A 13,685-nucleotide genomic window follows, 5' to 3' on the forward strand; every position below is an offset into this window, starting at 1 on the left:
CGACCATGGTTCGCCGGATTTCCCGCCCGCTTTCAGAACGCCTGTGGTCCACGGCCGTATGGGCGCTGACCATCTTCTTTGTGATCAACCTCCTCGCCGTCATCGCGGCGGTTGTCGTCAGTTCCTTCTCGACGCGCTGGCTGGGAACCTGGCTGCCGCAGGGCTGGACTGCGCGCTGGTACGATTCGGCCTGGGAGGAGTTCCAGCTCGGCGGCGTGCTCCTCGTTACGTTCCAGGTTGTGTTCGGCGTGGTGCTGCTCTCGGCCGCGATCGGCATTCCGGCGGCTTACGCCCTGGCGCGGCGGAATTTTCCGGGCAAGAAGCTGGTGACTTTGCTGTTCCTGCTGCCGCTGCTGGTACCGCCCGTTACCTATGGCATTCCGTTGACGACGGTTCTCTACAAGGCTGGGCTCGGCAGTACGCTGGCCGGGGTCATCATCGCCAATCTGGTGCCCGCTTTGCCCTTCGTCATCCTGGTGATGATTCCCTTCGTCGAGCAGATCGATCCGCGCCTGGAGGCGGCGGCACGGGTCTTCGGGGCACGCACCGGCTCGGTATTCCGGCACGTCCTGATCCCGCTACTGCTGCCCGGAGCTCTTGCAGCCCTGCTGCTGGTGCTGGTGCGTACCATCGCCATGTTCGAGCTGACCTTCCTGATCGCGGGCTCGGACAGCCAGACGCTGGTCGTCTCGCTCTATGCCGCCGTGACGGCGTCCGGTGTCAGGGCACCGCAATCGGTGGATGCCATGGCCGTCATCTACATGCTGAGCACGCTGGTCTGGCTGGTCATCGCCCTTCGCTTCATCAACCCGACGCAGATGGTGACGCGGGTAAAACGCCAGCCTGCCCGCTGATCCAATCGCCCCCTCCGACGCAAGCCGCCTTGCGCTGACGCGGAAGTGGGATGAAGTTTGCGCTCAAGCACGAATCAAGCACCAGTCGGGTTGGTGGATGATGTTGCCAATGGGATGGGAAGCACTCGGCCAGTGGGGTGAAGATGCCGCTCGCATCGAACCGCTCGCTGGCGGAGTTGCCAACGACGTTTGGAGCGTGCGTGTCGACGGACACCTCGCGGTTGGTCGTCTCGGTGCCAGGAGCGATGCTGATCTCGCCTGGGAAACCAACCTCCTCCAGCATCTCGACCGCGAAGGTCTGACCGTGCCAATGCCGATTCCGACGACGGACGGCAGGCTGTTCGCGGACGGTCTGGTGGTGATGACATATGTGGAGGGCGGGCCGCCCGAAACGGAGGCCGATTGGCGTCGCGTGGCCGAGACGCTTCGTCGGCTGCATCGCCTGACGCGGGGTTGGCCGCAGCGCCCGGGCTGGCGATCGTCGACCGATCTTCTCAACGCCGAAACCGGGACCAAGATCAATCTCAGCGCGATGCCGCCTGAGGGCGTTGCTCGATGCCGAGTTGCGTGGGCGCGGCTTATCGGACGTCAGACATGCATCGTCCACGGCAATCCCAGTAACCCTGGCAACATCCGCATGACCGCGGATCGGGTCGCATTGATCGACTGGGACGAGGCGCATGTCGATGTGCCCGACCTTGACCTAGCGCTGCCCCACAACGCCGCCGGCCTCGATGGCGGCGCTCATGACATCGCCGCGCAAGCGTCGGCCGCATGGGAGGCTGCCGTCTGCTGGGACGACGATTATGCAGTCAAGCGGCTTGCCGAAGTTCGAGCAGTCTGAGCAGCGGCAGCCAATCGCGAGCCCGCATCGAATGCCGGATTTTCCGCCGCTCGGTCGACGCGGTCCCCTCAACCCGCCCCCTCGTCACGAGGCTACGGCTGAGAATAGGTCTGTGACCCACAATCGTACGCCGTCCGAAAGGCAGCTTTCATCGGACGGGTAGATTCGATTGCCGTCGGCTGGAGCGCCTGCTTCCCGCACGCGGCCTACAGCTTCTTGACCAGTCTCAATGTTTCGGCGGCGAAGCCGTTCTTTTCATAGAAATTCCGGCCACGATGATTGCTGGCAAAGACGTCGAGGGACAGGGCGGCATAGCCTTGCTCGCGCGCCCAGTCCTCCGCGGCGGTGAGCAACTGCCTCGCCACCCCCGTGCCCTCGGCCGCATCGGTGACGGCCAGAAGCGCCACATAGCCGATCTTCTGGCCGGTTATGCCATCTGCCCCCGGCAAGGCATGCAGGAAACCGAGGCCGACGCCGACGACGTCCTCGGCAATCAGGCTCAGACTCCCCGCCGCGGGATCCCTGAGATTGGCGGCGGAAAAGGCATCCTGAAATGACTGGATTTCGGCCTGCTCATGCAATTCGGTTTCGATGACCGCCGCAAGGCGCTGGCCGAGACCGAGCATGAAACTCAGATCCCGCTCTCCCTCCGCCTTGCGGATACGCATGGTCATCGACGATAGGCGGAAGCGATGCCGAGAAAGTCCTCGGCCTTGAGCGAAGCGCCGCCCACCAGCGCACCATCGACATTGTCGACGCCCATCAGCTCGGCCGCATTGCTGGGCTTGACCGAGCCGCCATAGAGCACGCGCACGCCATTGCCCTCTTCGCCGAGCGCCTTCACCAGACGGGCACGGATGAAATCATGAACCTGCTTCACGTCCGCTACCGTCGGGGTCAGGCCGGTGCCAATTGCCCAGACGGGCTCGTAGGCGATCACGGTATTGGCTGCGTTGGCATCATCAGGCAGGGATCCCGCAAGCTGGCTCCCGACGACATCCAGGGTCTTGCCCGATTCGCGTTCCACTCGGGTCTCGCCGATACAGACGATGGCGACAAGACCGGCACGCAGCGCCGCCTCGGCCTTGGCCTTGACAGTCGCGTCCGTCTCGCCGTGATCGGTGCGACGCTCGGAATGACCGACGATGACATAGCTCGCCCCGGCATCCTTCAGCATCTCGGCAGAGATGTCGCCCGTATGAGCACCCGAGGCCTTGGCGTGGCAGTCCTGCGCCCCGATCTTGATATGCTGGCCCGCGGCCTGCGCCGCAAAGCGGGAAATCAGCGTGAAGGGCGGACAGACCAGCACCTCGGCACCGCCGGCCTCTCCGGCTGCGACGCCCGTCGCAATGGCATCGAGCTCGGTGACCCCCTTGGTGAGACCGTTCATCTTCCAATTGCCAGCGACGAGCGGGCGCGGCCGGTTTACTGTCATCTTGCTGATCCTCTTTCTGTCAAACAGGGCAGTCTCAAATTTGAGACCACCCTGGATTGCCGAGGCTGCTCGGCGGGGCGGGCTCGAAAATCCTGTCGCCTGTCGGGGCTGGCGCCGGGTTTGCTCATTAACTCGCACCCGATGCGCCGACTTCACCTGAGCGGCTTCCTCCCGATCGGACCTGTGGTTCGATCGGGAGGAAGCCGCAAGGCATCAAACATTTGCAGAGTTTCTGGGCAAGGGCCATCCGCGGGCCTTGCCCAGAAACTCTGCCAGAAACTCTGCTTGGCGTGCTTAGCAACCTCATCCCGGTGGAGCAAGGCGTGGGCACCGCAAGAAACCCACAGCCGCGCCATTGCGACGCCACGTGCTCGTCCCTATGATGCGCCGCTTTTCGTGCGCCACCCCTTCCGGGACCGTTCATGCGGGCTCGAACAAGAGTAGAAACGATGCGGGGTTTCCCGGGCTCTCCGAGACGAGCCTGGAGAATCCTTTTGCCTTGATGGAACCAAGACACCGATGCTGAGCTCATTCCGCGATGTTATGACCAAGGGACCCGCCAAGATCATCACGGCGGGGCTCATGTTCCTCCTGAGCGGCAGCTTTGCCTTATGGGGTGTTGAAGGCTGGCTGCAGGGGGGCAGCAATTCCGACGTTGCTACGGTCGGCGGTTCCTCGATTTCCGCCAACACCTACAGCGAAGCCTATCGCGCGCGGACCGTGCAGATCACCCGCGCCACCGGCAAGGCAGTCACCCCCGACCTCGCCCGCACCTTCGGCATCGACAAGCAGGTGCTCAATGGCCTGATTTCGGAAAAGGCCATGGATGTGCAGGCAGCCAGGCTTGGGCTCGGCCTCGACCCCCAAGCCATGGTTCAGACCGTGATGAACGACCCCGATTTCCAGGTCTCCGTGCCGGGCAAGCCGCCCGCCTTCGACGCCAACGCCTTCCGTCAGATGCTCGAGACCAACGGCATGAACGAAGCGATATTCTTCGCTCGCCAGCACGAGGTCTATGTCCGCGGCCAGATCGACCAGGGCCTGGCGGCCGGTGGCCCCGTTCCCCAGGCACTCCTGCAGGCCGCGGCGCGCTACGAACAGGAAAAGCGCAATACGTCCTATGTCGTGCTGCCGCAGAGCAGCGTGGGCGACATCGCTCCGCCCGACGGCACCGCGCTGCAGACCTATTACGACGAGAACAAGGGTGCATTCCGCACCAAGGAACTGCGCAGCCTGAGCTATATACTCGTGACGCCGGCAGAGTTGACCGGCCGGGCCACCGTCACCGATGCCGATGTTCAGGCCGCCGTCGACAAGGACAAGGCAGGCTCGGCAGCATTGGAGCAGCGCACGGTCGAGCAGATCGCCTTCCCCTCGCTGGATGAGGCCAAGGCCGCCGCCACCCGAATCGCCTCGGGCCAGATCACCTTCGAAGGCCTTGTCACTGAGCGCAAGCTCAAGCCCGAAGACATCGATTTGGGCACGGTGTCCAAGCGCCAGCTCGGCGACCAGAAGATCGCCGACGCAGCCTTCGCCCTGAAGGAAGGCGCCACATCCGACGCCGTGCAGGGCAGCCTCGCCAACGTCATCGTCAAGGTCACCAAGATCGTCGACGCCAAGACCGTCCTGCGTGGGGAACTGGAACGCCAACGCGCATCGGAAGCCGCCAAGAATCTGCGTGATTCCATCGAGGACGAGCGCATGGGCGGCGCCCCGCTCAAGGATATCGCCAGCAAGCTCAAGCTGAAGGCCGTCACGCTGCCCGCAGTCGATACGCAGGGTCGCGACGCCGAGGGCAAGCCGGTTGCCGTGCCGCTCGCCGCCCAGGTCCTTCCCGCTCTCTTCACCGCCGAACCCGGTTCCGATCCCGAAGCCGTCGACGGCCGCGACGAAGGCCTGATGTGGTTCTCGCTCGACACCGTCGTTCCGGCTCGCGACCGCACGCTCGACGAAGCCAAGAACGAGGTAATTACTGCCTGGACCGCGGATCAGAAAGTCGCCAAGCTCAAGGAGAAGGCCGACGAACTCGTGACCCAGTTGCGGGGCGGCAAGCCGCTCGAAGACCTCGCTAAGGGCCTGAACCTGCAGGTCATGCCGGCTTGGGATCTCACCCGCAACGGCCAGAACCAGCCCGTGCCTCCGGCAGTCGTCACTGCCGTGTTCGCCACCCCGCTCAAGGGCTTTGGTACGGCGCTCGCCGCCAACGGAACCGATCGCATCATCTTCCACGTCGAGGACAATGTGATCCCCGAGCTCGATGCCAAGGCTCCGCAGACCGAGACTCTGTCCAAGCAGCTTGCAGCCGGCATCGGCCAGGATCTGATGACGGAATATGTCAAGAAGGTCGAAGGTGAGCTCGGCGTGACCATCAACCAGACCAATGTCGACCGTATTGTCGGCACCGGCAGCCTCTGAGTCGATACCATGCTTCTCGAACCTTCCTTCGAGGCCTTCTCGGCCGCCTACTCGGCCGGCAAGGCGCAGATCCTGACGCTTACGCTGGTGGGCGATCTGGAGACGCCGGTTTCCGCCTTCATGAAGCTGGCGGGCGATAAGCCCAACGCCTTCCTGCTGGAATCGGTGGAAGGCGGCGCCACGCGCGGGCGCTATTCCATGATCGGACTGGAGCCTGACCTGATCTGGCGTTGCGAGAACGGCAAGGCCTCGATCAACCGCCATTTGCCGGACCAGACCTTCGAGGCGTTGGATGGCCATCCCCTCGAGACGCTGCGGGCCCTGATCGCGGAAAGCCGCATCGAGCTGCCTGAGGGCGCGCCGCCGATGGCGGCCGGCCTGTTCGGCTATCTCGGCTACGACATGGTGCGGCTGGTGGAAGAGCTTCCCGCCGCCAAGCCGGATCCCATCGGGGTTCCCGACGCCATTTTAATGCGCCCTACGGTGATGGTGGTGTTCGATGCGGTGCGCGATGCCATCACCGCCGTGACGCCGGTTCGCCCGCAGGCGGATGTCTCGGCCAAGCAGGCCTATTTGCGTGCCGAACAGCGGCTGATGACCATCGTCGACGGCTTGGATCGCCCGACGCCCAAGCTGGCCGAGACCGTCGATCTCGACGCCCTCCACGCCCAGCAGGTCTCCAACACCGCCGAAGCGGATTACCTGGCCATGGTCGCCCGCGCCAAGGAGTACATCAAGGCCGGCGACATCTTCCAGGTCGTGCTGTCACAGCGCTTCAGCGCCCCGTTCCAGCTGCCGCCCTTCTCGCTCTATCGCGCCCTGCGCCGCATCAACCCAGCCCCGTTCCTGGTCTACCTCCAGCTCGAGGGCTTTTCCGTGGTCTGTTCCAGCCCGGAAATCCTGGTCCGGCTGCGCGAGGGCAAGGTCACGGTCCGCCCCATCGCCGGCACGCGCCCGCGGGGCAAGACCAAGGCCGAGGACGATGCGCTGGCCGAATCGCTGCTCAACGATCCCAAGGAACTGGCCGAACATCTCATGCTGCTCGATCTCGGGCGAAACGACGTCGGCCATGTCTCGGCAATCGGCAGCGTGAGCGTGACCGATCGCTTCTTCATCGAGCGCTACAGCCATGTGATGCACATCGTCTCCAACGTCGAAGGCAGTATCGGGCCGGGTCATGACGCGCTCGATGCGCTCGCAGCAGGCTTTCCGGCCGGCACGGTTTCGGGCGCGCCCAAGGTCCGCGCCATGCAGATCATCGACGAACTCGAAAGGGACAAGCGCGGCCTCTATGCCGGCGCCATCGGCTATTTCGGCGCCGACGGCCAGATGGACACCTGCATCGTGCTGCGCACCGCCCTGGTCAAGGACGGTGCCATGCATGTCCAGTCCGGCGCCGGCATCGTCTATGACAGCGTGCCGACCAGCGAGTACGCCGAATGCGTCAACAAGGCCAAGGCCCTGTTCCGCGCCGCCGAAGAAGCTGTCCGCTTCGCCGGCCAGCCCGGGCGGGGACAGTAAGGCAGGTGGACGGCATCCATGGCTAAATGGCCCGGTGCCCGGCGATCGGCCCTGCTGACCTTCGGGGCCGCCTATGTCGTGCTGTTCGCCGATTTCTATCTCTACCTCTATCCGGGCGGCATGCAGGCCGTCGCCCTGATGCTGGCGATTGCCCTGCCTGCCCTGGGCGCTGCCTATGGCATCTTCTTCTTCCATTGGCTGTTCGAGAGCGAGCGCTCGGCACCCTATGCCGACTACGGTTTCGGCATCTGGCTAATCTCCTCGCTCGCCTCACTTATCTACATGGCCGTCTTCGCGGGCCTGGGCGCACTCTTGCCCTATGGTTTGGAGAGGTTGGAACTGTTCGGGAACACCGTGCAGATGATCGCTTCTCGCATGACCTTGGCCTCGGACTATTTCGAGCCCATCGTGGGCCGAAATCTCGCGCTCTTCGTCCTGCTGGAGATCTTTGCCTGCGCCTATGGCAAGAAACACGGCATACGCCGACGCCTGATGGCGGCTCCGCCTACTCCCGGCACTTCCTAAAACCGAAGCGCTTGACCCGCTGCCTCCGCACGCCTAGTCGTGATGGCTTCAAAGGAGGCAAGAGCCGTGACGACAGACCGTTCCATGACCGTGACGCTGATCGACAATTATGACAGCTTCACCTGGAACCTCTGGCATTATCTCGGCCAGCTGGGTTGCACCGTCACGGTTCATCGCAACGACAAGGTCAGCGTCGACGAGGTCATCGCCGCGGCGCCCGATGCGATCGTGCTCTCGCCCGGCCCCTGTACGCCCACCGAGGCCGGCATCTGCTGCGATTTGATCGAGAAAGCCAGGGATCGCATCCCGCTTTTCGGCGTCTGCCTCGGCCATCAGGCGATCGGCCAGGTTTTCGGCGGCGACATCGTGCGCCTCGCCATCCCCATGCATGGCAAGATCTCCTCGATCGACCATCGTGGCCGCGGCGTTTTCCGGGGCTTGAACGGCCCCTTCATGGGCACGCGCTATCACTCGCTGGTGGTCAAGCGCGACACCCTGCCAACGGATCTCGAAATCACCGCTGAGACCGACGACGGCGTCATCATGGGCCTGCAGCACAAGAGTGCGCCGCTGCATGGCGTTCAGTTCCATCCGGAATCGATCATGTCCGATCATGGCCACCGCATCCTCCAGAACTTCCTGGAGCTGGCGGCGGAATGGAACGCCAAGAATAGAGCTCAAGAAAGCGAGCATGCATGATGGACGGTTTCAAGCCCTATATCGGCAAGGCCGCCGCCGGTTCGCTCTCCCGGGAAGAGGCGGCTGAAGCCTTCGACCTGCTCTTGTCCGGCCAGGCCACCCCCTCTCAGATCGGCGGCTTCCTGATGGCGCTGAGAGTACGCGGGGAAACGCCTGACGAGATGGCCGGCGCCGTCACCGCCATGCGCGCCAAGATGCTGACGGTGGAAGCCCCCGAGGACGCCGTCGATATCGTCGGCACGGGCGGAGATGCCTCCGGTTCCTACAACGTCTCGACCGCCGCCTCCCTGATCGTCGCAGGCGCGGGCGTGAAGGTCGCCAAGCATGGCAATCGCGCCCTCTCCTCCAAATCCGGCGCCGCCGACGTATTGACAGCGCTTGGGGTCAATATCGAGCTGAGGCCGGAAGATATTGCACGCTGCATCAGCCTGGCCGGCGTCGGATTCATGTTCGCCCCCGCTCACCACGGCGCCATGAGGCATGTCGGCCCCACCCGCGTCGAACTCGGCACGCGGACGATCTTCAATTTGCTGGGGCCGCTCTCCAATCCCGCCGGCGTCAAGCGGCAGCTGCTCGGCGTCTATGCCCGCCAGTGGCTGCAGCCCATGGTGGAAGTGCTCAAGACGCTGGGTTCCACGCGCATCATCGCCGTACATGGTAGCGACGGGCTCGACGAGATCACCACAACCGGGCCCACCGAGATCGTCTCGCTGGAGAACGGCCAGATCAGCCACGGCGTCATCACGCCGCAGGAAGTCGGCCTGCGCGTGGCAGCACCCGATGATCTCAAGGGCGGCGATGCTGCCCACAACGCGGTGGCGCTGCGGGCCGTACTCGAAGGCGAGAAGACGCCCTACCGCGACATCGCCCTCTTGAATGCCGGTGCTGCCCTGCTCGTGGCGGGGCGGGTGCCGACCCTTGGGGATGGCGTAGCCCTCGCCCGCGAATCCGTCGACAAGGGCAAGGCCCTAGCAACACTCAACCGTTTGGTTGAAGTTTCAAACGCGTGAGTGCCATGGCCACCATTCTGCAAAAGATCGAAGCCTATAAACGTCGCGAGATCGAGGCGGCGAAGGTGGCATGCCCGTTGCCTGAATTGATCAAGCTGGCAGAGCAGGCCGGTCCCGTACGCGGCTTCCAGAGGGCTCTACAGGCCAAGCTCGACGCCGGCCACACCGCCCTGATTGCCGAGATCAAGAAGGCCAGCCCCTCCAAGGGCTTGATCCGCGCCGATTTCGACCCTCCGGCGCTCGCCCGCGCCTATGAGGCCGGCGGCGCTGCCTGTCTTTCCGTGCTGACCGACGAGCCCTCCTTCCAGGGACGGCCCGACTTCCTTACCGCAGCGCGCACAGCGGTATCGCTGCCCGCCCTGCGCAAGGACTTCCTCTACGATCCCTATCAGGTGGTGGAAGCCAGAGCCTGGGGCGCCGATTGCATTCTGGTGATCATGGCCAGCGTCACCGATGCCGAAGCGCGGGCCCTGATCGCAGCGGCCAAGGACTGGTCACTCGACGTTCTGTGCGAAATCCACAACCACGACGAACTCGAGCGCTCTCTCATGCTCGATGTCGGCATGATCGGCATCAACAATCGCGATCTCAACGACTTCGTCACCCGCCTGGAAACCACGGAGACTCTGGCGCCGCTAGTGCCGAGCGACCGCCTGCTCGTCGGTGAGAGTGGCATCTTCTCGCCAGCCGACGTCGGCCGCCTGCAGCGGGTCGGGGTCAACACCTTCCTGGTCGGCGAAAGCCTGATGCGCCAGGCCGACGTCACTGCCGCCACCCGCGCCTTGCTGGCCCTGGACGGCGCGGCATGAGCCAGCAGCGCACGAAACGCGGCCTTACCCATCTCGACGCCTCCGGCGAGGCGAATATGGTCGACGTCTCGCAAAAGGCCGTGACCAGCCGCACCGCGATCGCTGAAGGGCGCGTGGTGATGCAGCGTGAAACGCTCGACCTCGTGTTGTCCGGCGATGCCAAGAAAGGCGATGTCCGCGCCACGGCCCGCATCGCCGGCATCATGGCAGCCAAGAAGACGCATGAGCTGATTCCACTTTGCCATCCGCTGCTTCTCAGCAAGGTTGCCGTCGAAATCGAGCCCGACACCGCTCTGCCGGGTCTGACCGTGCGGGCGACGGCCAAAGTTGCCGGCCAGACCGGCGTGGAGATGGAAGCACTTACCGCAGTCTCCGTGGCCTGCCTGACCATCTATGACATGGTCAAGGCCGTCGATCGGGGCATGCGCATCGAGGCGATCAGGCTCGTGGAGAAATCCGGCGGCAAATCCGGCGATTGGCATGCGGAGGAAAATCGATGAGCCTGCTTCCCGTCGCGGACGCACTGGCCAAGGTGGTTGCCGGCGTAGCCCCGCTTCCAACCGAAACAATATCGCTGCATGCCACGCGCGGACGTGTTCTCGCTTCGGCCATCACGGCGCTGAGGACCCAGCCCGGCTTCAACGCCTCGGCCATGGACGGCTATGCGGTGCGAGCGGCAGATGCCAAGGAAGGTGCCAGCCTCGAATTGATCGGAGAATCGGCGGCTGGGCACGGCTATGCCGGAAGAGTTGGCGAAAACCAGGCCGTTCGCATCTTCACGGGTGCGCCCGTGCCGGATGGCGCCGACACAGTGGTTATCCAGGAGCACACGAGCCGCGAGGGCAATCGCGTCATCGTGGAGGCGGCGGCCAGGCTCGGCCAGCATATCCGGGCCCGTGGCCTGGACTTTGCCGAAGGACGGGAGGCTTTGACATCAGGCACCGTCATCGGTCCCCGCGACATAGCGCTTGCCGCGGCCATGAATCATCCTGCCCTGTCGGTCCGCCGCCGCCCCAAAGTTGCTATTCTCGCGACCGGCGATGAATTGGTACTGCCCGGTCAAGCCATCGGCGAGAATCAGATCGTCGCCTCCAACAATTTCGCCATTCGGGCACTGGTCGAGGCCGAGGGGGGCGAAGTACTCGACCTCGGCATCGCCAGCGACGACTTCCCGGCCCTGGAAGCGGCCATTCGGCGGGCTCGTACCGAGAAGGCGGATGTGCTCGTCACTATCGGCGGTGCTTCGGTCGGCGATCACGATCTGATCCAGACCGCGCTCACCCGCGAAGGCATGCGGCTCGGCTTCTGGAAGATCGCCATGCGCCCGGGCAAGCCCCTGCTGCACGGGCGGCTCGGCTCAATGCATATCCTCGGCCTACCCGGCAATCCGGTATCCTCGGTGGTCTGCGGCGTCCTCTTCCTGGTACCCCTGTTGCGTACGTTGCTGGGGCGGGCCGATGCGGGTCTGTCCCGCCGCAAGGCCGTCTTCGCCAGCGCTTGGCCAGCCAACGACGTTCGTGAAGACTATATCCGTGCCCGCTTCGTGCTTGACGATACGTTAGACATCCTCAAGGTGGAACCGCTGGAGCTGCAGGATTCGTCGCTGGTGAGTGTGATGCAGCATGCCGACTGTCTGGTTGTCCGGCCGCCCTTTGCGCCGGAAGCAAAACCAGGCGATATCTGCGAGATCATCGATCTTCGTGCGGCCGGCTATTGACGCTACCCTTAACCTGAACTTCACAGTTGCAGAACACAGTAGGAACATGTAGCACTGTTCTTGTTTTGTTTACACCTTCACCGTGATTCGCGGCCGCCACGACGGGAAAGCCATGCTGACCAAGAAACAACACGAATTGCTTCGGTTCATTCATGAGCGCCTGAAGGAACAGGGCGTGCCCCCCTCCTTCGATGAAATGAAGGAGGCGCTGGACCTGCGCTCCAAGTCCGGCATCCACCGCCTGATCATGGCTCTGGAGGAGCGCGGCTTCATCCGGCGCCTGCCAAACCGGGCACGCGCGCTCGAAGTGGTACGCCTGCCCGAATCCGCCGTGCCAGGCGGCCTGTCGCTGGCCTCTTCACAGCGGGGCTTCCGCCCCAACGTGATCGAGGGCAATCTCGGCAAGGTCCGCCCCGTCAGGCCGGAAATGGACGAGGATGTCGGCCGGCCGGTTCTGGTCCCGGTGATGGGACGCATCGCCGCCGGTACGCCGGTCTCCGCCATCCAGACCAAGAGCCACACCATCAGCGTTACGCCGGAAATGCTGTCCTCAGGTGATCATTTCGCCCTGGAAGTGCGCGGTGATTCAATGATCGAAGCTGGTATCTTCGACAATGACACCGTGCTGATCCGCCGCCAGGACCATGCCGATACCGGCGATATCGTGGTAGCCCTGATCGACGATGAGGAAGCCACGCTGAAGCGCTTGCGCAAGCGCGGCGCCTCCATTGCGCTGGAGGCGGCCAATCCGGCTTACGAAACCCGTATTTTTGGCCCGGACAGGGTACAGATCCAGGGTAAATTGGTGGGCCTGTTCCGCCGATATTGAGAGCATGCGAATTTGGTTCGCTTGCAATGACTGGCCTTCATACAGTCAGCGGCCGCGCTCTGGAACGACGTGACGTCGAGCGGTTGCTCAAGGAGCGCGCGCCGTATTGCCTTGTCGATTGTGAACTGGAGGAATGCGATCTTTCGCGTCTCGACCTGTCCCACTGGTCGTTCGAGCGTTGCATTCTCAAAAATGCCAAGCTGGTCGGCGCCAAGCTCGCGAATACACTATGGCGCAATTGCAAGGCAGGCGGTGCCGATTTCCGTGGCACCGACCTCGAAGATGCTGCATTCCGCACGGGTAACTACAGCAATGCCAGCTTTCGACGCGCCAAAGCGGCCTCGACGGTTTTTACCGGCTGCAAACTGACAGGCGCGGATCTCTCGGAAATCGCCGCATTCGGGCTCGTTTTCGAGGAGGTCTTGCTTATGTCGGCGAAACTGCCGGCCTTTTCCTTTCGTAAGTCCACGCTACGCCGCCTCGACTTCACCCAGGCCGATCTGCGCCAATGCGATTTCCGCGATGTCATCTTCGAAGAGTGCAGCCTGCGCGATGCCAATCTGGTCGATGCCCGTTTCGAAGGAGCGGATCTACGCAGTGCCGATCTCGGCGGCTTGAAGCTTGGTGACGCCCGTTATTTCAAGGGCGCCACGATCTCGAAAAACCAGACCGGCCAATTGCTGGCCGAGCTAGGCTTGCGGATCGCCTGAAGAAGGTCTGGAGTTCGCAGGCAAATCCGCTTGATGGTCGGGTAGCCCCGGGTGTCTTCGAACTACCATCTGTCCGAAGACCCGGCCTGGCTGACAGCGCCGATCAGTCGACCGCGATCATGACGTCGGAGGCCTTGATCACGGCATAGGCGTTCTGGCCGGGCTTGAGCTGGAGATCATCGACGGCCTCGTTGGTGATCGAAGCGGTGATGATGGTTCCGTTGACCTCGAGCTGGATATGGGAGGTGGTCTGCCCCTTCGTCACGCTCTTGATCGTGCCCTTGATCTGGTTGCGGGCGCTGATTTTCATGGTCCGT

General features: G+C 63.5%; 15 protein-coding genes. 12 read left to right on the forward strand and 3 right to left on the reverse strand.

From position 1 onward, the window contains the following. The first annotated feature begins 5 nt into the window (after nt 1-5). Together AB4037_RS18330 and AB4037_RS18335 are read left to right on the forward strand one after the other, a co-directional pair. Nucleotides 6-854, forward strand: coding sequence for an ABC transporter permease (locus tag AB4037_RS18330; protein ID WP_441772489.1), 849 nt, complete (start codon nt 6-8; stop codon nt 852-854). Nucleotides 855-963: 109 nt separating this feature from the next. Continuing rightward, nucleotides 964-1,698, forward strand: coding sequence for a phosphotransferase enzyme family protein (locus AB4037_RS18335; RefSeq protein ID WP_434956072.1), 735 nt, complete (start codon nt 964-966; stop codon nt 1,696-1,698). A 206-nt stretch (nt 1,699-1,904) separates the two neighbouring features. On the opposite strand, the gene AB4037_RS18340 is transcribed toward AB4037_RS18335, so the two are convergent. Then, a complete protein-coding gene (locus AB4037_RS18340; protein WP_434956071.1) occupies nt 1,905-2,372 on the reverse strand; it encodes a GNAT family N-acetyltransferase in 468 nt (155 codons plus the stop codon). Next, on the reverse strand, nt 2,369-3,133 hold the full coding sequence (gene tpiA / locus AB4037_RS18345; protein WP_441772490.1) for a triose-phosphate isomerase: 765 nt from the start codon (nt 3,131-3,133) through the stop codon (nt 2,369-2,371). The genes AB4037_RS18340 and tpiA overlap by 4 nt, the downstream gene beginning before the upstream one ends. A gap of 519 nt (nt 3,134-3,652) precedes the next feature. On the opposite strand from tpiA, the gene AB4037_RS18350 reads away from it, so the two are divergent. From AB4037_RS18350 to AB4037_RS18395, 10 genes are all read left to right on the forward strand, one after another. Next, the gene (locus AB4037_RS18350; RefSeq protein ID WP_441772491.1) at nt 3,653-5,548 is read left to right on the forward strand and encodes a SurA N-terminal domain-containing protein; all 1,896 of its coding nucleotides are present in this window, start codon (nt 3,653-3,655) and stop codon (nt 5,546-5,548) included. A gap of 9 nt (nt 5,549-5,557) precedes the next feature. Next, entirely contained in the window at nt 5,558-7,069 is a 1,512-nt protein-coding gene (trpE, locus tag AB4037_RS18355) for an anthranilate synthase component I (protein WP_434956068.1), read from the forward strand. A gap of 18 nt (nt 7,070-7,087) precedes the next feature. After that, nucleotides 7,088-7,594 (forward strand): hypothetical protein, encoded by a 507-nt coding sequence (locus tag AB4037_RS18360; protein ID WP_434956067.1) that lies wholly within the window; start codon nt 7,088-7,090, stop codon nt 7,592-7,594. 84 nt (nt 7,595-7,678) lie between these two features. Beyond that, entirely contained in the window at nt 7,679-8,293 is a 615-nt protein-coding gene (locus tag AB4037_RS18365) for an anthranilate synthase component II (RefSeq protein ID WP_434959627.1), read from the forward strand. Next, on the forward strand, nt 8,293-9,303 hold the full coding sequence (gene trpD, locus AB4037_RS18370) for an anthranilate phosphoribosyltransferase (protein ID WP_441772644.1): 1,011 nt from the start codon (nt 8,293-8,295) through the stop codon (nt 9,301-9,303). Before AB4037_RS18365 ends, trpD begins: the two co-directional genes overlap by 1 nt. A gap of 5 nt (nt 9,304-9,308) precedes the next feature. Beyond that, entirely contained in the window at nt 9,309-10,112 is an 804-nt protein-coding gene (trpC, locus tag AB4037_RS18375) for an indole-3-glycerol phosphate synthase TrpC (RefSeq protein ID WP_441772492.1), read from the forward strand. Beyond that, a complete protein-coding gene (gene moaC, locus AB4037_RS18380; RefSeq protein WP_434956065.1) occupies nt 10,109-10,612 on the forward strand; it encodes a cyclic pyranopterin monophosphate synthase MoaC in 504 nt (167 codons plus the stop codon). The genes trpC and moaC overlap by 4 nt, the downstream gene beginning before the upstream one ends. Next, entirely contained in the window at nt 10,609-11,829 is a 1,221-nt protein-coding gene (locus AB4037_RS18385; RefSeq protein ID WP_441772493.1) for a molybdopterin molybdotransferase MoeA, read from the forward strand. The genes moaC and AB4037_RS18385 overlap by 4 nt, the downstream gene beginning before the upstream one ends. A gap of 112 nt (nt 11,830-11,941) precedes the next feature. Beyond that, nucleotides 11,942-12,658, forward strand: a complete 717-nt coding sequence (gene lexA, locus AB4037_RS18390) for a transcriptional repressor LexA (protein WP_434956063.1) — start codon at nt 11,942-11,944, stop codon at nt 12,656-12,658. A 26-nt stretch (nt 12,659-12,684) separates the two neighbouring features. Then, a complete protein-coding gene (locus AB4037_RS18395; protein ID WP_441772494.1) occupies nt 12,685-13,368 on the forward strand; it encodes a pentapeptide repeat-containing protein in 684 nt (227 codons plus the stop codon). Nucleotides 13,369-13,471: 103 nt separating this feature from the next. Here the strand turns inward: AB4037_RS18395 and AB4037_RS18400 are convergent, their stop codons facing one another. Continuing rightward, nucleotides 13,472-13,678 (reverse strand): TOBE domain-containing protein, encoded by a 207-nt coding sequence (locus tag AB4037_RS18400; RefSeq protein WP_434956061.1) that lies wholly within the window; start codon nt 13,676-13,678, stop codon nt 13,472-13,474. Nucleotides 13,679-13,685: the final 7 nt, after the last annotated feature.

The organism is Labrys sp. KB_33_2 (assembly GCF_052114505.1).
GTDB lineage: Bacteria > Pseudomonadota > Alphaproteobacteria > Rhizobiales > Labraceae > Labrys.